Here is an 18,861-nt window from a genome sequence, read left to right as displayed (position 1 = left end):
ATAAACCATATATGAATAAGCTTGGCTTAGGTATTTACCTGTTGTTATTAAATATTACAGCAGCTTGCGGGCAACAATTACCTAAAGATGCCGCTTCGGAATCTCGCCCTCCTCAACAAACGGTAAACAAAAATAAATATGCTACCTCACCTACATCAACTTTACTGATAACTACGGCGGCCAACCAAACGCAATTATACATACCCTACCTTAAAGGTAAAAACGTAGGAATGGTGGTTAACCCAACCTCCATTATTGGTAATGGCAAAACCACACTGGTAGACAGCCTGCTGAAGCGCGGCGTGGCTATCAAAAAGATCTATGGTCCTGAACACGGTTTCAGGGGCGATGCCAGCGACGGCGCCACGGTAACTAATAGTGTAGACAAACGTACTGGCATACCCATAGTATCGTTATATGGCGGTAAGTTTAAACCTACCGCAGCCGATTTGAAAGGTGTAAACTTATTGGTATTTGATATACAGGATGTGGGTGCCCGCTTTTACACTTATATATCCACGCTGCACTACGTTATGGAAGCCTGCGCCGAAAACAATGTAGAACTGATGATACTGGACCGTCCTAACCCCAACGGCTACTTTGTTGACGGGCCCGTGTTAGACACAGCCTACCGCTCATTCATTGGCATGCACCCTATACCAGCCGTACACGGCATGACCATTGCCGAATATGCCCGGATGATAAACGGCGAAGGATGGCTAAAGAACCGCATACAATGCAAGTTGAAAATAATTAAGGTAGCGAACTACAACCGTAATATGGATTATAAGTTACCGGTTAACCCCTCGCCTAATTTGAATACGCAGCAATCCATTATACTATACCCGCATATTTGCTGGTTTGAAGGCACTACGCTAAGCTTGGGCCGGGGTACGCAGTTTCCCTTTACCGTAGTGGGGCACCCGGGGTTAAAAGGAAAATATGATTTTTCTTTCATACCAGTAAGTATTCCGGGCATGAGCGATAATCCGCCGCAAAAGAATATGGAGTGTTTTGGTATCGACCTGCGTAAATACGATACTGATTTACTTAAAAAAGAAGGTAAACTTAATTTATCCTGGTTATTAACATTTTATCAAAACTTTCCCGATAAATCGAAGTTCTTTAATGCCTACTTTACCAAACTTGCCGGTAGCGAACAATTGCGCAAGCAAATAGAAGGCGGCCAAACCGAAGGGCAGATCCGTCTAAGCTGGGAACCGGCTTTAAGCAAGTTTAAAACAGTAAGGAAGAAATATTTATTGTATAATTAGTTGTCAGTTTTCGGTTGACAGTTAAAGGATTTTTCCAACCCTCATTTCAGATAACAGACAACCGACATCAGACCACACATCTAACTACTATGAAAATCGTTTTTATGGGTACGCCCGAATTTGCTGTTGCATCACTGGAAGCTTTGTTGGAAGCAGGAAGTGAAATAGTGGCTGTTATTACAGCCCCTGATAAACCTGCAGGCCGTGGCCAAAAAATGAGTGAATCGGCTGTGAAACAGTATGCTGTTTCGCGTGGGCTTAAAGTATTACAACCCGAAAAATTAAAAAACCCCGAATTTTTAATTGAACTGAAATCCATGAACGCCGACCTACAGGTGGTTGTAGCCTTTAGAATGTTGCCCGAAGCGGTTTGGAGCATGCCCGCCAAAGGCACCATTAACCTGCATGCCTCATTGTTGCCGCAATACCGTGGTGCTGCCCCTATTAACTGGGCCATTATTAATGGAGAAAAGGAAAGCGGTGTAACTACCTTCTTTTTAAAACAGGAAATTGATACCGGCGATGTGCTATTTATGGAAAAAATAACCATAAACGACGATGTTACTGCTGGCGAATACCACGACAGGCTGATGAACAAAGGCGCGGGCTTATTAGTAAAAACTGTTAAAGCTATTGAAAGCGGCCGTTACACCGAGCAGCCACAACAACAACTAACCGATGAACTGGAACTTAAACATGCCCCCAAAATATTTAAAGAAGACTGTCGCATTTACTGGAACCAGCCGGTTGAAAAAGTGTATAACTTAATACGCGGACTAAGCCCTCATCCGGCGGCCTTTACCGAACTCAATGGTAAAACATTCAAAATATACAAAGGTGAAAAACAAGTAGCTCAACCAGCCAGTGAACCGGGGACTTATTTAACCGACAATAAAACTTACCTTAAATTTGCCTGCAGCAACGGCTTTATAACCGTAAGCGATGTACAGTTAGAAGGCAAAAAACGTATGGGAATAGAGGAATTTTTGAGAGGTATTAAGCTGTAGTTAACACAGGAATATCTAAATCATCATTTCAATTGCCAAGTTGCAGATTTTGTTTTTTCCGACAGTTGGTTTTGTTTTAGTGATTGTGCACACTCATTACAGCTAATAAGTTAGTGTTAAAGATAGCTTCAAAGTGTTTAACTTATTTGTTGTATATTACAGGCTGAATGATCTATATTGGCTAAAACGTTATAACAGCGTACTATTCCCTATTTATTCTTTTCATACTTAGTGTAAACAGCACACCATTTAGCTTGCAATTTGGTACAATTTATGCACATATATACGTATGATAATTCAGTACGGATTTATATAACATTAACTGCGTACTTTAAAAGCATTTGCCCTTTTTTTTAGTCAACAGTGTACACAATCTGCTTTACTTGTTGAATTTTAATTATAACATTACAATTTTACTTGATACTATATTACAAAAATGAAAATAGCCTACATCTCCACCTACCCTCCCCGCGAGTGCGGAATTGCAACATTTAATCAAAACTTAATGCGCGCCATTAGCGCTAATTTTCCCGAAAGAAAATCGTTGTCGCAAGGTGGTTTTGTTGTAGCCGTTAACGACTCTGAGAATTTGCAGGAATACGAATATCCACAGGAAGTAAAGTACATTATTAGGCAAAATCATCAGAAAGATTATATACGTGCAGCAAATTACATCAATACCAGTACTGCGGATGTATGCATTATGGAGCATGAATTTGGCATTTATGGCGGCGAAAGCGGCATATACATTTTGCCTTTGCTCAACCGTTTAGAAAAACCATTGATCTCAATTTTACACACCGTATTACGTGAGCCTAGTTATGTACAAAAAATTATTGTAAGGGAAATTGCCGAGCAATCATCAAAAATTATTGTGATGAGCAACCGTGCGGTGGAGTTTTTAACTACTATTTACGAAATTCCGGTTGAAAAGATCCAAATCATCGAACATGGAGTGCCCGACTTGGAAGAACCGGAAAACAATCCGGTTTTAAACATCAGTTCGTTCAAAGACAAAAAAGTAATGTTAACCTTTGGGTTAATTAGCCGTAATAAAGGTTTAGAGGTGGTTATTAAAGCCCTGCCTAAAATAGCAGCCAAACACCCCGATGTGACGTATGTGGTATTGGGTAATACGCACCCGGGCGTAGTTAAACACTCGGGCGAAGAATACCGCGATTACTTGAAGTCATTAGCTGCACAGCTTAAAGTATCAAACCACCTGGCTTTCATTAATAAGTTTGTTACCGAAGAAGAGCTGATTAATTACCTTACGGCTGCAACCATATATGTTACTCCATATCATAATGAGGCTCAAATAACCAGCGGAACCTTATCCTACGCTGTTGGTGCTGGTGCAGCTGTAGTATCTACGCCTTACTGGCATGCTACCGAATTATTAGATAGCAACCGGGGCCGTTTGTTCGATTTTAAAGATGCTGATGCCTTGGCCGATAATGTGAACGACCTGCTGGATAACCAGCATACCATGAACGAAATTAAACAAAATGCCTACTCGTATGGTTTGCACCTGCGCTGGCCTGTAGTTGGTGCCGAGTATATTAAAGTGGCACAAGAAGCAGCAAGCCGTCATGATTTCAGAGATAAAATTTTACGCAACAGTATTGTTGATCCCGAAATTATGCCTGCCTTTAACCTGGCTCACGTATTGCGTTTAACCGATGATACCGGTATTGTGCAACATGCTAAATATGGCATACCTAACCTAAAAGAAGGCTATTGTTTGGATGACAATGCCCGGGCATTAATAATGGCGCTAATGGCTTACCAGCGTAACAAAAGCCCCGAAGCATTTGAACTACTGCCGGTTTACTTGAGCTATATTCATTATATGCAAACCGATGACGGTAATTTTCGTAACTTTCTGAGCTTCGACCGCCGTTATTTAGATGAAGTTGGTTCTGAGGATTCGTTTGGTCGTACTATTTGGGCATTAGGCCATTTAATTGGCTGTGCTGCGCATAACTCCTATCGCGAATTTGCGATGGAATTGTTTCACCGCTCGTTTCCGCATTTCAGAAAGTTAGAGCACATACGGGGTATGGCCAACACTATTATCGGCATCTCGCTTTACCTGAAAGCCATCCCTACAGATGAAGGTATGATGCAGGAACTGGTACGCTTAACCACACCTTTGGTTGAGGCCTACGAAAAAACATCATCACCTGATTGGCAATGGTTTGAAGAGGTAATGACGTACGATAACGCCATTTTACCTTTAGCTCTATTACACTCATGCGAAATTACCAGCAACGAAAAAGTAAAAAAGATAGCCTTAGAGTCTATGGCCTTCTTAGATAAACTAACGCTTTCAAACGGGTATTTAAGCCCGATAGGTAACGATGGTTGGTATTATCGCGGTGGTACGTTCCCAACTTTCGATCAGCAGGCTATTGAAACTATGGCTATGGTACTGATGCATTTTCAAGCTTATGAAACCTTACGTCAGCCAGAGTATATCGAGAAAATGTTCTTGAGTTATAAATGGTTCCTTGGTGAAAACACCTTGCGTGCGCCCCTTTATGACCACGAAACCAAAGGCTGCTGCGATGGATTAATGCCGACAGGTATTAACCGTAATCAAGGTGCCGAAAGTACCTTGGCTTATATGATCTCGCACCTCACGGTATTAAAAGCCTTTGAGCTGGAGTACGAATATAACAAGTACGGACAGAAGATAGAAGCTTGTTAATGAGAGTTGCTGTTTTAGCTCCCGTTGCCTGGCGCACACCGCCCAGGCACTACGGCCCGTGGGAACAAGTGGCCTCCAACATAGCCGAAGGTTTGGTTAAAAAAGGGGTTGAGGTTACGCTGTTTGCTACCGGGGATTCTATTACGGGTGGAAAACTGGATGCTGTTTGCGCTACAGGTTACGAAGAAGACCGTAACCAGGATGCCAAAGTGTTAGAATGTTTACACATTAGTAACCTGATGGAAAAAGCCTCCCGGTTTGACCTGATCCATAACAATTTCGACTTTTTACCGCTTACGTACTCGGGATTAATTAAAACGCCGGTAATTACTACCATTCATGGTTTTTCGTCAACACGCATTGTTCCTGTATATAAAAAGTACAATGCTACCTCTCATTATGTATCTATCAGCAATGCAGACCGCAGCCCGGAATTAGATTACCTGGCCACGGTTTACAATGGACTGGATTCTCGCGATTTTAGCTTTAACAGCGAGCCGGATGATTACCTGTTGTATTTTGGCCGCATCCATCATGACAAGGGTACTGCCGAGGCTATTGAAATTGCCCAAAAGAGCAAGAAAAAATTGCTGATAGCAGGTATAATTCAAGATGCCAATTATTATCGCGAACGCGTTGAACCGTATATTGATAATGAGCAGATCATTTACGCAGGTCATGCCGGGCCCGATAAGCGCAAGGATCTGTTAGGCAAAGCATCAGCCCTGCTTCACCCTATTAATTTTAACGAACCTTTTGGCATGAGCGTAGCCGAAGCCATGTTATGCGGCACTCCGGTAATTGCTTTCAACAAAGGTTCGATGCCAGAGTTGATTAAAGATCAGGAAACCGGCTTTTTGGTAAATACTATACATGAAGCGGTTGAGGCTGTTTCACAATTACCAACTATTAGCCGAGAAGCTTGCAGGGATTGGGCTACATCCCAATTTTCCAGCGAGAAAATGGTGGATGATTATTATAAATTATATCAGCAGATATTACGATAAGATTTCGGTTTTTAACCATTTATACAAGGTAATCTATCTACAAGAAAAGCTTACACTTTGGTAAGCTTTTCTTGTAGATAGTGCAGGTGCTTAAACTCCATCCTCTTTTAACTTATTCAATAGTGTTTTTAAATCAACTTCAGCAAATGATGAAGAGTAATCCGACAAACCGTAAGGTAATATAAGTTTACCGTTATGTACTATCGATCCACAAGAATATATTACATTAGGTACATAACCTTCACGTTCTTCACTGTTTGGCATAAGCAAAGGCTCTTTTAAACGGCCTATTTCCACTCCCGGATCGTCTAACTTTAATAAACTGGCGCCTAAAACATATTTACGCATTGGGCCAACACCGTGTGTAATCATTAACCAGCCATCTTCAGTTTCAATAGGCGATCCGCAATTACCTATCTGAACAAATTCCCAGGTAAACTTTGGCTTCTGTAAAATTACCGGATTTTCCCAGATGTTGATCTTGTCGGAATACATGATGTAATTATTGCAACCATCAATACGCGACATCATTACATATTTGCCATTGATTTTACGCGGGAACAGTGCCAGGTTTTTATTTTGCGAGCCAGCACCATATAACGGCATAATACGGAAATTAATAAAATCGGTAGTTTGTAGCAGTTTAGGCATAATCAGCGCGCCATCGTATGCGGTATAGGTTGCGTAATATGACCAGCTTCCATCATCATTAATAAACTTTACAAAACGGGCATCTTCAATACCCTTGCGCTCATACTCCGAAATAGGGAAGATCACGCGGTCAGAAATATCGGTATCCAGTGAAAAAACAATCTCATAATAAGAATCGGCCAGCCATAAGATTTTGTCGTATTCCAGCTTGCGCATATCATTTGCCTGAAGCTTTTGCGAATCGAGGATCAAACGGCGCAAATTAGAATATTCGAAGTGATGGTCGAGCTTACCTTCCAGCTCTTTCAACACATCTATATTAATTTGTGTGGTTACCGCTTTATCAAAAAATAGCTTTTTATTGTAAACGGCATTACGCACAATTTCGGCTTCATCAATATAATTACCGGCAGGTAATACGGTAATGTTATTATTCTTGTCGAACAAGGCCCTACGGAAAGTAATTGATGAAATGTGCCCCTCTCCCACTGCCCTGAAACTGATAATAACCCTTCTCTCGCCTTCTTCCAGATCGCTTTGGTCGGGGTCGTCAACTATTGAGGGATTAAAAAACGCCGCCGATTCAATAGAATATTCGTGCGTAAAGTATGAACCAATGAGCAATTTGCGATAAACGCTCAGTGAATCAAAATCGATACTAAGCTCACTGAATAAATTTTTTAATTTGGCGCAATGGCGGTTAAGTACCCTGGTAATATTACGATGACGGGTAGAATACTCTTGTAAAAGCGGCGAAATAAGGCTGAAAACCCTATCTTCATCAACGGCCATTACACGTTGTATTACGTCTTTTGAACGTTCGTTACCATTAAAAAAGAAACGGGCAATAACACGCTTGGGATCGGGGTTTACTTTTACAGCCTTACGCTCGATAGAAAGTCTCATATAGGGAATTATATATTGTTTTAATAGTATTTACAGTTATTTGATTGCTTAATTCTGAAAGAGTTTAACACTACTAATCAACCTTTATCAATTGAATTTTACTGTACACAATTTATAGAAATTATAGTTTTACATTTTTTAGAATATTACTACCAAGATGAATATTTGATAGTAATATTTACAATTATTATCTGATAATTAAATAGTTTTATTTCTTACTACCAGGTAAGATTTTAACAGGTGATTATACCCTTCGTGAATGTTAGCATCCACCAGCTCTACCTGGTATTGGGCACATTTAAGTTCCAGTTGGTGGTGGTGATTTTTTAATGCTGATCGGTAACTTTCGCGCACTTTGCCGGGATGCACTTTAACTTCTTCACCGCTTTCCATATCTACAAAGTGATGCGGGCGGTTATCAAAGCTAAAATCAACTTCGTGCTGTTTATCGTTCACATTAAATATAATAACCTCGTGCTTGTTATATTTGAGATGTTGCAGGGCGGCAAACAAAGCCCGACTTTTTTCTGGATTCAGGCTATTTTCCAGCATATCACTAAAAATAATGATCATGGATCGCTGATGTACCTCTTCGGCAATGTGATGAATCACATTGGTAAGATCGGTTTGTGCAGAAACTTTGGGCTGATTGTATGCCTTCTCTAACTCGGCAAACAAATAAAACAGGTGTGTAGAAGTTGACCTTGCCGCGCTCAGCCAATCAATTTGTGACGAGAAGATCCCTAAACCAAAGGCATCGCGCTGCTTTTTAAACAGGTACATGAGCGAGGCTATTCCGTAAACCGAAAATTGTAACTTGCTTAATCCTTTTTGCGGATAATTCATGCTCGATGACGTATCTAAAAGTAGATAGCAACGAAGGTTGGTTTCTTCTTCAAACTGCTTTACAAATAATTTATCGGTTTTGGCAAAAAGCTTCCAGTCTATATTTTTAACCGATTCGCCATTGTTATACAAACGGTGTTCGGCAAACTCTACAGAAAAACCATGAAAAGGACTTTGATGCAGGCCGGTAATAAACCCTTCTACAACCTGCTTTGCCAGTAATTCGAGGTTGACTAACTGACGGATCTCCTGATTGGTATTTAACTCGGCCATTGCAACTAAAGTAAATAAAAAAAGCGTTTACCAATTATGGAAACGCTTTTTTTATATAATTTATTACGAAAAGTGTTAAGCCAGTTGTTTAGCTAACTTTTCGGTTAATACCGATTTAGGAACGGCGCCTATTTGTTTGTCAACAATTTCGCCACCTTTGAAAAACAACAGGGCAGGGATATTACGGATACCGAATTTCGTGGATATGCCCGGGTTATTGTCCACATTCACTTTTCCTACAACAGCTTTACCGTCATATTCTTTCGCAATTTCTTCAACTACCGGTCCAACCATACGACAAGGGCCACACCATTCTGCCCAAAAGTCAACCAATACCGGTTTATCTGATTTCAACACTAATTCCTCGAAGTTAGCGTCTGTAATTTCTAAAGCCATGATCTTTATTATTTATGTTTAACAAATATATACTATTCAAATAGCTTGCCACAATAGCAGCCTGACATTCTGACAAACAAATGTTGGTTGATTGGTTGATAAGGCAAGTCCACTTTTTGCTCATTTACCCATCCATAATCAGCACCTCCGCACATTACTCCTACTTTCGCTCAATAACCTTAGCCACCAAAAAGTGTTTCCCATCCTCTTCAGGTGCGTTAGAAAGGGCTTCTTCGTGGGTAATTTCCTGCCTTACTACGTCTTCGCGTAAAACGTTTACTTCGTTGGTCATGTAAACTAAGGGTTCCACATTATCGGTATTCACCTCGTTCAGCTTGGCCATAAAATCGAGGATCTTATTCATATCGCCAACCAGTTCCTGGCTTTCCTGCTCTGTGACTTCCAGGCGGGCCAGGTGAGCAATTTTGGCAACGGTATCTTTATCTATCTGCATAGCTTTCAAATTTATCATTTATTAGCCTATAAACCTCATCGCGCAGGGCGTCGGCATCATCAACCGTTAAATGGGCAGTTTCAATAGGCGCATGTACGTATATGTCGCATACGCCCGGGCGGCTTCCTAATTCCAAACCGGTATCCCACAACACCTTCCAGGTATTTAAAGAAGTAACCGGGATAATAGGCACTTTATGCTCAATAGCCAACCGGAACGGGCCGTTCTTAAATTCATGTAATTGCGGCGGGTAATCGTCCGGGATCTTTCCTTCGGGAAAAATAATCATGGTAACCCCATGCTGCAATCGTTCGGCAGCGCTTTTAAATGCCCGGAACGACGACATCTTGCTATCGCGGTTTACAGGTATATCCACCGTTTTAAAAAAGATCCGGGTTACCATATTTTTTAATAGTTCCTCTTTGCCAATAAAACAATAGTTGTTTTTAATGAGCAAACTCATGGCGGTTATGTCGAGATTAGATGTATGGTTGGAGCAAATAATGTAAGTGCGGCTCCAGTCGATAGGCTGCTCGTAATTATAATGGTAAAATATACCCGCTGTGGCCGAACTGCAAAAACCCCATACTTGCCTGAATTTGTTCATGACAGCATACCTGCTTGGTTTACGCGAAAAGTGATAAAGGAAGGGCCACAACAAAAAATAGAAAAAAGCCACACCATAACGGTAATAACGGCTGTGTACTTTTCTCAATAGTTTTTTCATCCGCGTCAAAAATATAAAATTTCCTTACTTTCGCGCCATTATGGAAACTGTTGTTAGTGGTATTCGTTCAACCGGTAATTTGCATTTGGGTAACTATTATGGTGCTATCCAAAATTTTATAAAAATGCAGCACGAATACAACTGTTATTTTTTTATTGCCGACTTACACTCACTCACCACCCACCCTACGCCCGGCGATTTGCACGGTAACGTAAAACAAGTGCTGGTAGAATACCTGGCCGCCGGTATTGACCCTGAGCAAGCCACCATTTATATACAAAGCGATGTGCCCGAAGTAGCCGAGCTCTACCTGTATTTGAACATGAACGCTTACCTGGGCGAGTTGGAACGCGCCACCTCATTTAAAGATAAGGTTCGCGCCAACCCCGATAATGTAAACGCCGGCTTATTAACGTACCCGGTATTAATGGCTGCCGATATCATTATTCATAAAGCTACCAAAGTGCCTGTGGGTAAAGATCAGGAACAACACCTGGAAATGGCACGCACTTTCGGTAACCGCTTTAACCGGTTGTATAACACCGAATACTTCCCTGAGCCTTATGCGTTTAATTACAGCAGTCAGTTGGTTAAAATACCCGGACTGGATGGTAAAGGTAAAATGGGAAAATCGGAAGGTGAAGCCAATGCCGTTTACTTGTCCGATAGCCCAGAGACCATCCGCAAAAAAGTATTGAAAGCAGTTACCGATGCTGGTCCTACCGTAGAAAACCAACAAAAACCGCAAGAAATCCAAAACCTGTTCGATTTGATGAAAGTGGTATCAACTGCCGACACTTATGAATATTTTGACGGCCTGTACAATAAAATGCAGATCCGATACGGAGATTTTAAAAAACAATTGGCCGAGGATATGATTATTGCTACCGCACCCATCCGCGATAAAATTAACGACATAGCTAACGATGAAGCTTATCTGCGGCAGGTTGCCCGCTACGGTGCCGCCAAAGCCCGCGAAAGTGCATCACGCACCATTAAAGAGGTTAGAGAGATCATTGGGTTCAGGAATTTTTAAAGCTCCTTCCAAACCCTCCCTGGGAGGGAGGGCTTATGAATAAAAAGCCTATCTTAGCACAAATTAAAAAATAAGGTCCTCCCTCCCGGGGAGGATTATTCGCTACATATATTAAATATTGACGGTGCTCATGAGGGCTACGCCGTTTAGGAGGGGCTATGCACATTGCAATTGTTGGAAATATAGGCGCCGGTAAAACTACCTTAACCGGTTTGCTGGCCAAAAACTATGGCTGGGAACCGCAGTATGAGGCGGTGGATAATAACCCATACCTTGAAGACTTTTACAGCGACATGAAACGCTGGAGTTTTAACCTGCAGATTTATTTTTTAAACAGCCGTTTCCGACAAATAAGGGAAATACAAGCCAGCGATAAAGACATTGTTCAGGACCGTACCATATATGAGGATGCTTATATTTTTGCCGAAAACCTGCACGATATGGAGCTGATGAGCACCCGCGATTACGATAATTACCAGTCGATATTCGATAACATTACCTCGTTCATCAACCCGCCCGATCTGCTCGTTTACCTCAAAGCTTCGGTACCTAAACTGGTAAGCAACATACACCGCCGCGGCCGCGATTATGAGATAGGCATCCGGTTAGATTACCTTTCCAAACTTAATGAAAAGTACGAAAAATGGATAGCCGGTTACAACCTCGGCAAATTGTTGATTGTAGATATGGACAATCTCGACTTCGCCAATAACACAGAAGATCTGGGTACCATTATCAATTTGATAGAAAGAGAGATACACGGACTGTTTTAAGAACTCCTCCCAACCCTCCCCGGGAGGGAGGGCTTTTAAATACCACATCAAAGATAACTGGTTATGAACGAAAAACATACTAAGCACTCCCTCCCGGGGAGGGTTGGGAGGGGTAAAATCCTCGGCATTATTCCTGCACGTTACGCATCTACCCGGTTCCCGGGGAAGCCGCTGGTAGATATTACCGGTAAGGTGATGATACAGCGCGTGTATGAGCAGTGCGTGAAATGCCAGAGCCTGGATGATGTGATCATAGCTACCGATGATGAGCGCATCCTGAACCATATCCACGATTTCGGCGGCAAGGCCGTAATGACCTCGCCCGACCATCAAAGCGGTACCGACCGCTGCGCCGAGGTAGCAGCCAATTATCCCGAATACGAAGTGGTCATCAACATACAGGGTGATGAACCTTATATTGACCCGGTGCAGATTAGCAAAGTAGCGGCCTGCTTTACCACAGCCGATACCCAAATTGCTACGCTCATCAAAAAAATAACCGTGGCCGATGATCTGCACAATATCAACTCGCCAAAGGTTATCATCAATAAATTAGGTGAAGCCATCTACTTTTCCCGCACGCCCATCCCCTACCAACGCGGACAAGAATCTGAACAATGGCTGCAGCACTTTACTTACTTTAAACACATTGGTATCTACGGCTTCCGGTCAGAAATTTTACAAGCCGTAACCCGCTTGCCTATTTCTTCCTTAGAGAAAGCTGAAAACCTGGAACAACTGCGCTGGATTGAGAACGGTTATCGCATTAAAGTGGCTGAAACCGAATTAGAAACCCAAGCGGTAGATACGCCTGAAGATTTGCAAAGACTACCGGTATAACTTTCCATTGTTTTCTTTCTTGTTGGGTATTAAGGCAGTATGAAAAACCTAACAGCGAAACAATAACATAACAACCCAATAACTAATATGGGCGTTGCCTCCGGCCCGCGCTTTCCGTTCAAGTCCTTATTTCGCTATCGCTGCATTCCGGGCTATCCTCTACAATGGCTAACGCAAATTTCACTGTAAATTGGTTAGACAATCAAGGGACCTCTTTCCTATAAATAAGCCTATTCCTCAATTTTAAAAGGTCATAAAAGTTTTTATCTTTATGGAACCCAAACAAACTCACACATGAAAATAAAATTTCTACTGATTGTTATCCTTACAAGTACCATCATCAGCTTTGTTGCTCATGCCCAACAAACAGGTATTATAGTTAATCTTAATGGCGATACTGTTAAGTGCGAAATGAAGTTTCCCTTTATTGGAGCAGACAAATACAAAACTGCTGAAATGGAAGACTTCAAAAAATTTAATGTAAAAGATGTAAGCTACTACCGCACAGATGATTTAAAACGTGTTTATCGTGCAACCCATTTGCCTAAAAGTAAAAAGCTTGTTTTTTTACAGCTGGTTGAAGATGGTAAGATCACTTTATACACTTACACAGTAACCAGCTATGGGTATATGGGTGCAACCTACACCAACACAACCTGGTATGTGAGTAAAGACAATGGGGAGTTGCAGGAATTAAAAACCAAAGCGCTTTTCGGTAATAGCTCTAAAAAGAGCCGCCAAAATATTTTTTCCGAAATGATAGCCGATAATCCTGAAGTACTTAAGCAGTATGAAGAGGCTGATAATTTTAGTTTCAAAACGCTGCAGAATACTGTTCATTATTACAACACAGGTAAACTCATAGAAGAAAACAAACCAACTGATTTATAATGTTTGGTAACCGCTAAAACATTATCACACTTCAAAAGGTTGGTTTTACAGTTTATAATTCCTCATGCCTTTTGATTTGAAATACTTTAGTTGTGTGCTTTTAGTGAGCATTGTATTATTTTCTTGTAGCAAAAATACTGGTCCGCTGGCTATCTTCAATAAATTATCGCCGCACGACGCGTACGGTCAACGCCTTAAAGATGCCGGTTTGGATAAAACCGCCATGGGCAGCGCCTGGATACAAAAAGGACAGGCCAGTATTACTAACGCACTTAACGTTAGCATACCTTATAAAGAAACCGGCTACTTCTCGGCTGAAAAAATCCCGTCGGCTACCCTGCGCTTCGATGTCAAACGCGGACAAAAATTGCACATCACCCTCAGCAAAAGACCACTACTCAACTTTGCCATTTACATGGACTTGTTGGAGGAAATTAGTTCAACCGAGCAAAAGCTCATTGCATCGGCCGATACCACCGGCGCTACACTCGATCATGAAGTTAAACAGAACGGCAAGTACATTCTCCGCCTGCAACCCGAATTGTTGCGAAGCGGCGAATATACCTTGACCATTACTTCCGGACCATCGCTCAGTTTCCCGGTATCATCAACAGGAAAGCCTAATGTTGGCAGCTTTTGGGGCGATGGACGCGATAATGGCGGTCGCAAGCATGAAGGCATCGATATATTTGCACCTAAACGCACGCCGGCCATAGCCGCGGCAGATGGTGTGGTAACCAGTGTAAGCACCAACGAGTTGGGCGGACTGGTCGTTTTCATGCGCCCAACCGACCGCGACTACACCCTGTATTATGCCCACCTGGATCAGCAACTGGCACAAAACGGACAAACCGTGCACATAGGTGACACTTTGGGTTTGGTAGGCAATACCGGTAATGCGCGCAGTACACCTTCACATCTCCACTTCGGCATCTATACCAATGGTGGAGCTATCGATCCTTATCCTTTTGTGAACCGCACGGTACAATCACCCAAAGCTATCACTGCGTCATTGCAACTCTTAAACGCCACTGCCCGCACTACCAGCAAAACCAACCGGCTCTATATAGAGCCTGATAAAGACGCCCACATCCGTCAAACGCTGCCTGTAAGTACTGTATTAAATATTATAGCCGCTACCGAGGGCTGGTATAAGGCAACCCTGCCCGATGGCACACAAGGTTATATTAACAGTCGCGATGTAAATACCACCAGTACATTACGCAAACTTAACCTTAAACAGCAGCAAGCCTTGCTTGATGCGCCCGATAGCTTGAATGCTGCCCGTAAAACACTTTTAGTAATTGGTGACCAAGTAAACATTAAAGGCTCCTTTCGTAATTACTACCTGGTAACCGATCAGTATGATAATACCGGCTGGATAGAAGTACACTAATTTATTTTACATTCTTGTTTCCTGTATTAGTATGGCAATGATGAACTTACCTTGCTATAACCTTTTTGCGCTAAGCTATTTTCAGAAACATCGGGCATAGCCAGAAATTTTCTTACTTTTGTATCCCGTACACATACTACGGTTCAGACACGTTTTTGCCTGGCCGGTTTCATCAAGATCATGACTAAATATATATTTGTTACGGGCGGCGTTACCTCATCGTTAGGGAAAGGTATTATTTCGGCTTCACTGGCTAAACTCCTACAATCGCGCGGTTACCGCGTTACTATCCAAAAATTCGACCCTTATATCAACATTGATCCGGGAACACTGAATCCGTATGAGCATGGTGAATGTTATGTTACAGAAGACGGTGCCGAAACCGACTTGGACTTAGGTCATTATGAGCGTTTTTTGAATATCCCTACTTCACAGTCTAACAATATAACTACTGGTCGTATCTACCAAAATGTAATTAACCGCGAGCGTGAAGGTGCATTTTTAGGTAAAACCGTACAAGTGGTTCCCCACATTACCGACGAGATCAAACGGAATTTCAGAATATTAGGAGACACAGGCAATTACGATATTGTGATCACCGAAATTGGTGGTACCGTGGGCGATATTGAATCACTTCCTTTTGTAGAGGCCGTACGCCAGTTTCGCTGGGAAAGCGGTTCGGGTAACTCGCTGGTCATCCACTTAACCCTGGTCCCTTTCCTTGCTGCCGCAGGCGAATTAAAAACTAAACCTACACAGCACTCTGTTAAAATGTTGTTAGAGTACGGTATTCAACCTGATATTTTGGTATGTCGTACAGAGCATCACCTCAATATGGATATCCGTAAAAAGATAGCGCTTTTCTGTAATGTGAACATTAACGCGGTTATTGAGTCTATTGATGCTTCAAGTATATATGATGTGCCGTTGCTGATGCTAAAAGAGCAGCTTGATAAAACGGTGCTAACCAAGTTGAAATTACCTACTAAAAATGAGCCTGATCTGGAAAGCTGGAAAGACTTCTTAGGCCGCTTAAAAAACCCAACATCCGAAATACGTATTGGTGTAGTAGGTAAATATGTGGAATTGCCCGATGCCTATAAATCTATTGCCGAAGCTTTTATACATGCCGGTGCCAAAAATGAGTGTAAGGTAAGGGTGACTTATATTCAATCGGAACAACTGACACCTGAAAATGCCATTGAAAAGTTGCGTGGTTTGCATGGAGTACTGGTTGCACCAGGGTTCGGTCAACGTGGTTTTGAAGGTAAAATTGAGGCTATTCGCTATGTACGCGAAAGCAATATCCCGTTTTTCGGTATTTGTTTAGGTATGCAGTGTGCCGTAGTTGAATTCGGTCGCCACGTATTAAACCTTGATGCGGCCAACAGTGTAGAAATGGATGGACATACCACTTACCCGGTAATAAGTATGATGGAAGATCAGAAAAATATTACCAATAAGGGCGGCACCATGCGTTTGGGCGCCTACCCGTGCGATTTAAAAAAGGGCAGTAAAGCAGCATCTATATATGGCAAACCACATATTATCGAGCGTCACCGCCATCGTTACGAGTTTAATAACGAATACCTAAAACAGTACGAAGAAGCAGGTATGATCCCGTCGGGCATTAACCCGCAAAATGGTTTGGTAGAGATAGTTGAGCTTAAAAATCACCCGTTTTTTGTTGGCTCGCAGTTCCACCCCGAATTAAAATCAACAGTTGCTAATCCGCATCCACTTTTTGTTAACTTTGTGGCCGCTTCGCTGGCTTACGCCCGCAAGAACTGATTTAATTGTACGATAGATAATAATGGATAGAAATACGTTCACAGGGTTATTCCTGATTGCCGTGATACTGGTAGGCTCGTTCTTTTTTTTAAAACCTAACGAGGAAGAAGTAAAAAAAGCGCGCCTTATTGAGCACCAGGATTCCCTGAAAAAAGCCGGTCTTTTAAAGAAGGCTCCGACTGTTGCAAAAACCGATACCGCAACAATAAAAGCTCCTGTTGATTCAGCCGCATTAAAAGCGCCGTTTGGTGCTTCAACTGTTGGCAGCGAGCAATTGATTACTTTAGAAAACAAAGACGTTAAAGTAAAGTTGAGCAGTCGTGGCGGCCGCGTTTATAGCGTAGAGTTGAAAGATTTCAAGACTTTCGATAAAAAACCGCTCATTTTATTTGATGGCAACGATAATCAGTTTGGTTTTCGTTTTACGGCGGGCAGTACAGCTATTAATACCAATGACCGTTATTTTACCCCTACCAGCACTGATGTTAAAGTGGCCGGTAGCGATAGCAGCAGCGTAACCTTACGTTTAAGCTATAGCCCAACTCAGTATATTGATTATATATATACCTTAGGTGCTACTGGTTTTAAAGTAGGTTATATTGTTAAATTAACCGGTTTAGATAATGTGCTGGCCAATAACAAAACCATTACATTAAACTGGGCGGCAAGTTTGCACAAACAGGAAAAAGATGTAATACAAGAACGCCTCTACTCTACCGTGTATTATAAAAATACAGAGAATGATGTAGATTATTTGAGCCTTAGTAAAGACGAAAGCAAACAAATTGCCGATAAAAAACTGCAATGGGTATCTTTTAAACAACACTTTTTCTCCAATGTGCTGATAGCTAAACAAGGTTTTCAAAAAGCTGATTTAGCCGTAAGCACCAATGTTGGTTCTACCGACGTTAAGCAAATGAAAGCTGCTTTAACGTTAAGCAGCAATGCCGAAAACACCTATCCAATGGAGTTTTACTTTGGCACTAACCGCTTTAGTACCCTACAAAAACAAGGTTACGATTTGGAAAAACAGATTGACCTGGGTTGGGGACCTTTAAAACTGATTAACCGTTACGCCGTAATACCAGTGTTTAACTTCTTACAGCACTTTAACTGGAACATGGGTTTTGTAATATTAGCCTTAACCGTTCTGTTAAAGTTGGTGCTATCGCCGCTTACCTATAAATCATACCTCAGCATGGCCAAAATGAAAGTTTTGAAGCCGGAAATGGATGAAATTAAAGCTAAAGTTGGTGAAGACAATCCCACCCTGCTACAACAGGAATACATGAAATTATACCGCAAAGCGGGTGTAAACCCGTTGGGTGGCTGCTTGCCTCTGGTGCTGCAAATGCCTATCATATTTGCTTTTTTGCGCTTCTTCCCAAGTTTATTTGAGCTGCGTGGACAAAGCTTTTTATGGATGCATGACCTTTCAACCTATGATGCTTTTATCAATTTTGGCTTTACCATACCCTTCATAGGCGATCACTTAAGTTTAATGTGTGTATTGATGACCATTTCGACTATCGTGTACACCTACTTTAACAACCAGGTATCGGGTGCTACAGGTCAAATGAAGTATATTGGCTATATAAGTCCGATCATGTTCCTGGGTTTCTTAAACAGCTACCCATCAGGTTTGAACTATTACTACTTCCTGGCTAATATGTTAACCTTTTTACAGCAATACCTCATTCGCTTTTGGGTAGATGATAAAAAGATTCATGCGCAGATCCAGGAAAACAAAAAGAAACCGGAAGACCCTAAAAAGAAGAAAACCGGTTTCCAGGCCAAGTTAGAAGAAATGATGCGCCAGCAACAACAAGCTAAAAATAAGTAGTGAGTGGTTGAATGGTGAATAGTTGATTAGTTAATTG

16 protein-coding genes are annotated in these 18,861 nt (G+C 41.8%); 11 read left to right on the top strand and 5 right to left on the bottom strand.

What is annotated here, in order from left to right:
• Positions 1–11: 11 nt before the first annotated feature.
• The 4 genes from ACFQ3S_RS12360 (at position 12) to ACFQ3S_RS12345 (ending at position 6,001) form a co-directional block, all read left to right on the top strand.
• Positions 12–1,274 (top strand): exo-beta-N-acetylmuramidase NamZ family protein, encoded by a 1,263-nt coding sequence (locus tag ACFQ3S_RS12360; RefSeq protein ID WP_377164826.1) that lies wholly within the window; start codon positions 12–14, stop codon positions 1,272–1,274.
• An 89-nt stretch (positions 1,275–1,363) separates the two neighbouring features.
• A complete protein-coding gene (fmt, locus tag ACFQ3S_RS12355; protein ID WP_377164824.1) occupies positions 1,364–2,281 on the top strand; it encodes a methionyl-tRNA formyltransferase in 918 nt (305 codons plus the stop codon).
• Between the two features lie 436 nt (positions 2,282–2,717).
• The gene (locus tag ACFQ3S_RS12350; protein ID WP_377164822.1) at positions 2,718–4,994 is read left to right on the top strand and encodes a glycosyltransferase family 4 protein; all 2,277 of its coding nucleotides are present in this window, start codon (positions 2,718–2,720) and stop codon (positions 4,992–4,994) included.
• The gene (locus ACFQ3S_RS12345) at positions 4,994–6,001 is read left to right on the top strand and encodes a glycosyltransferase family 4 protein (protein WP_377164820.1); all 1,008 of its coding nucleotides are present in this window, start codon (positions 4,994–4,996) and stop codon (positions 5,999–6,001) included. Before ACFQ3S_RS12350 ends, ACFQ3S_RS12345 begins: the two co-directional genes overlap by 1 nt.
• 90 nt (positions 6,002–6,091) lie before the next feature.
• On the opposite strand, the gene ACFQ3S_RS12340 is transcribed toward ACFQ3S_RS12345, so the two are convergent.
• The 5 genes from ACFQ3S_RS12340 to ACFQ3S_RS12320 form a co-directional block, all read right to left on the bottom strand.
• The gene (locus ACFQ3S_RS12340) at positions 6,092–7,558 is read right to left on the bottom strand and encodes a glycoside hydrolase family 130 protein (protein WP_377164818.1); all 1,467 of its coding nucleotides are present in this window, start codon (positions 7,556–7,558) and stop codon (positions 6,092–6,094) included.
• A gap of 198 nt (positions 7,559–7,756) precedes the next feature.
• Positions 7,757–8,677, bottom strand: a complete 921-nt coding sequence (locus tag ACFQ3S_RS12335) for a DUF58 domain-containing protein (RefSeq protein ID WP_377164816.1) — start codon at positions 8,675–8,677, stop codon at positions 7,757–7,759.
• Positions 8,678–8,752: 75 nt separating this feature from the next.
• A complete protein-coding gene (gene trxA / locus ACFQ3S_RS12330; RefSeq protein ID WP_377164814.1) occupies positions 8,753–9,073 on the bottom strand; it encodes a thioredoxin in 321 nt (106 codons plus the stop codon).
• 160 nt (positions 9,074–9,233) lie between these two features.
• Positions 9,234–9,527 carry an Asp-tRNA(Asn)/Glu-tRNA(Gln) amidotransferase subunit GatC gene (gene gatC / locus ACFQ3S_RS12325; protein ID WP_377164812.1) on the bottom strand — a complete coding sequence of 98 codons (294 nt, stop codon included), beginning with the start codon at positions 9,525–9,527 and terminating at the stop codon, positions 9,234–9,236.
• Positions 9,514–10,254 carry a lysophospholipid acyltransferase family protein gene (locus ACFQ3S_RS12320; RefSeq protein ID WP_377164810.1) on the bottom strand — a complete coding sequence of 247 codons (741 nt, stop codon included), beginning with the start codon at positions 10,252–10,254 and terminating at the stop codon, positions 9,514–9,516. Before ACFQ3S_RS12320 ends, gatC begins: the two co-directional genes overlap by 14 nt.
• A 40-nt stretch (positions 10,255–10,294) precedes the next feature.
• On the opposite strand from ACFQ3S_RS12320, the gene trpS reads away from it, so the two are divergent.
• The 7 genes from trpS (at position 10,295) to yidC (ending at position 18,824) form a co-directional block, all read left to right on the top strand.
• Entirely contained in the window at positions 10,295–11,290 is a 996-nt protein-coding gene (gene trpS, locus ACFQ3S_RS12315) for a tryptophan--tRNA ligase (protein ID WP_377164808.1), read from the top strand.
• A gap of 158 nt (positions 11,291–11,448) precedes the next feature.
• Positions 11,449–12,063: a deoxynucleoside kinase gene (locus ACFQ3S_RS12310; RefSeq protein ID WP_377164805.1), complete on the top strand. Its 615-nt coding sequence runs from the start codon at positions 11,449–11,451 to the stop codon at positions 12,061–12,063.
• 63 nt (positions 12,064–12,126) lie between these two features.
• Positions 12,127–12,903, top strand: a complete 777-nt coding sequence (gene kdsB, locus ACFQ3S_RS12305) for a 3-deoxy-manno-octulosonate cytidylyltransferase (RefSeq protein WP_377164803.1) — start codon at positions 12,127–12,129, stop codon at positions 12,901–12,903.
• Between the two features lie 294 nt (positions 12,904–13,197).
• Positions 13,198–13,794, top strand: coding sequence for a hypothetical protein (locus tag ACFQ3S_RS12300; protein WP_377164801.1), 597 nt, complete (start codon positions 13,198–13,200; stop codon positions 13,792–13,794).
• A gap of 64 nt (positions 13,795–13,858) precedes the next feature.
• A complete protein-coding gene (locus ACFQ3S_RS12295; RefSeq protein WP_377164799.1) occupies positions 13,859–15,190 on the top strand; it encodes a peptidoglycan DD-metalloendopeptidase family protein in 1,332 nt (443 codons plus the stop codon).
• Between the two features lie 180 nt (positions 15,191–15,370).
• A complete protein-coding gene (locus ACFQ3S_RS12290; RefSeq protein ID WP_377164797.1) occupies positions 15,371–16,981 on the top strand; it encodes a CTP synthase in 1,611 nt (536 codons plus the stop codon).
• Between the two features lie 22 nt (positions 16,982–17,003).
• Positions 17,004–18,824, top strand: coding sequence for a membrane protein insertase YidC (gene yidC, locus ACFQ3S_RS12285; RefSeq protein ID WP_377164795.1), 1,821 nt, complete (start codon positions 17,004–17,006; stop codon positions 18,822–18,824).
• The last annotated feature ends 37 nt before the right edge of the window (positions 18,825–18,861 follow it).

The sequence above is a fragment of the Mucilaginibacter terrae genome (genome assembly GCF_042679325.1).
In the GTDB taxonomy this organism is placed as follows: domain Bacteria; phylum Bacteroidota; class Bacteroidia; order Sphingobacteriales; family Sphingobacteriaceae; genus Mucilaginibacter; species Mucilaginibacter terrae.
The sequence above is the reverse complement of the archived record's forward strand: the minus strand, read 5'-3'. Positions and strand labels throughout refer to the sequence as shown.

Bases quoted from the DNA above. Each gene is read 5' to 3' on its own strand.
- ACFQ3S_RS12360 (WP_377164826.1), top strand. From the start codon at position 12: ATGAATAAGCTTGGCTTAGGTATTTACCTGTTGTTATTAAATATTACA.
- fmt (WP_377164824.1), top strand. From the start codon at position 1,364: ATGAAAATCGTTTTTATGGGTACGCCCGAATTTGCTGTTGCATCACTG.
- ACFQ3S_RS12350 (WP_377164822.1), top strand. From the start codon at position 2,718: ATGAAAATAGCCTACATCTCCACCTACCCTCCCCGCGAGTGCGGAATT.
- ACFQ3S_RS12345 (WP_377164820.1), top strand. From the start codon at position 4,994: ATGAGAGTTGCTGTTTTAGCTCCCGTTGCCTGGCGCACACCGCCCAGG.
- ACFQ3S_RS12340 (WP_377164818.1), bottom strand. From the start codon at position 7,558: ATGAGACTTTCTATCGAGCGTAAGGCTGTAAAAGTAAACCCCGATCCC.
- ACFQ3S_RS12335 (WP_377164816.1), bottom strand. From the start codon at position 8,677: ATGGCCGAGTTAAATACCAATCAGGAGATCCGTCAGTTAGTCAACCTC.
- trxA (WP_377164814.1), bottom strand. From the start codon at position 9,073: ATGGCTTTAGAAATTACAGACGCTAACTTCGAGGAATTAGTGTTGAAA.
- gatC (WP_377164812.1), bottom strand. From the start codon at position 9,527: ATGCAGATAGATAAAGATACCGTTGCCAAAATTGCTCACCTGGCCCGC.
- ACFQ3S_RS12320 (WP_377164810.1), bottom strand. From the start codon at position 10,254: ATGAAAAAACTATTGAGAAAAGTACACAGCCGTTATTACCGTTATGGT.
- trpS (WP_377164808.1), top strand. From the start codon at position 10,295: ATGGAAACTGTTGTTAGTGGTATTCGTTCAACCGGTAATTTGCATTTG.
- ACFQ3S_RS12310 (WP_377164805.1), top strand. From the start codon at position 11,449: ATGCACATTGCAATTGTTGGAAATATAGGCGCCGGTAAAACTACCTTA.
- kdsB (WP_377164803.1), top strand. From the start codon at position 12,127: ATGAACGAAAAACATACTAAGCACTCCCTCCCGGGGAGGGTTGGGAGG.
- ACFQ3S_RS12300 (WP_377164801.1), top strand. From the start codon at position 13,198: ATGAAAATAAAATTTCTACTGATTGTTATCCTTACAAGTACCATCATC.
- ACFQ3S_RS12295 (WP_377164799.1), top strand. From the start codon at position 13,859: ATGCCTTTTGATTTGAAATACTTTAGTTGTGTGCTTTTAGTGAGCATT.
- ACFQ3S_RS12290 (WP_377164797.1), top strand. From the start codon at position 15,371: ATGACTAAATATATATTTGTTACGGGCGGCGTTACCTCATCGTTAGGG.
- yidC (WP_377164795.1), top strand. From the start codon at position 17,004: ATGGATAGAAATACGTTCACAGGGTTATTCCTGATTGCCGTGATACTG.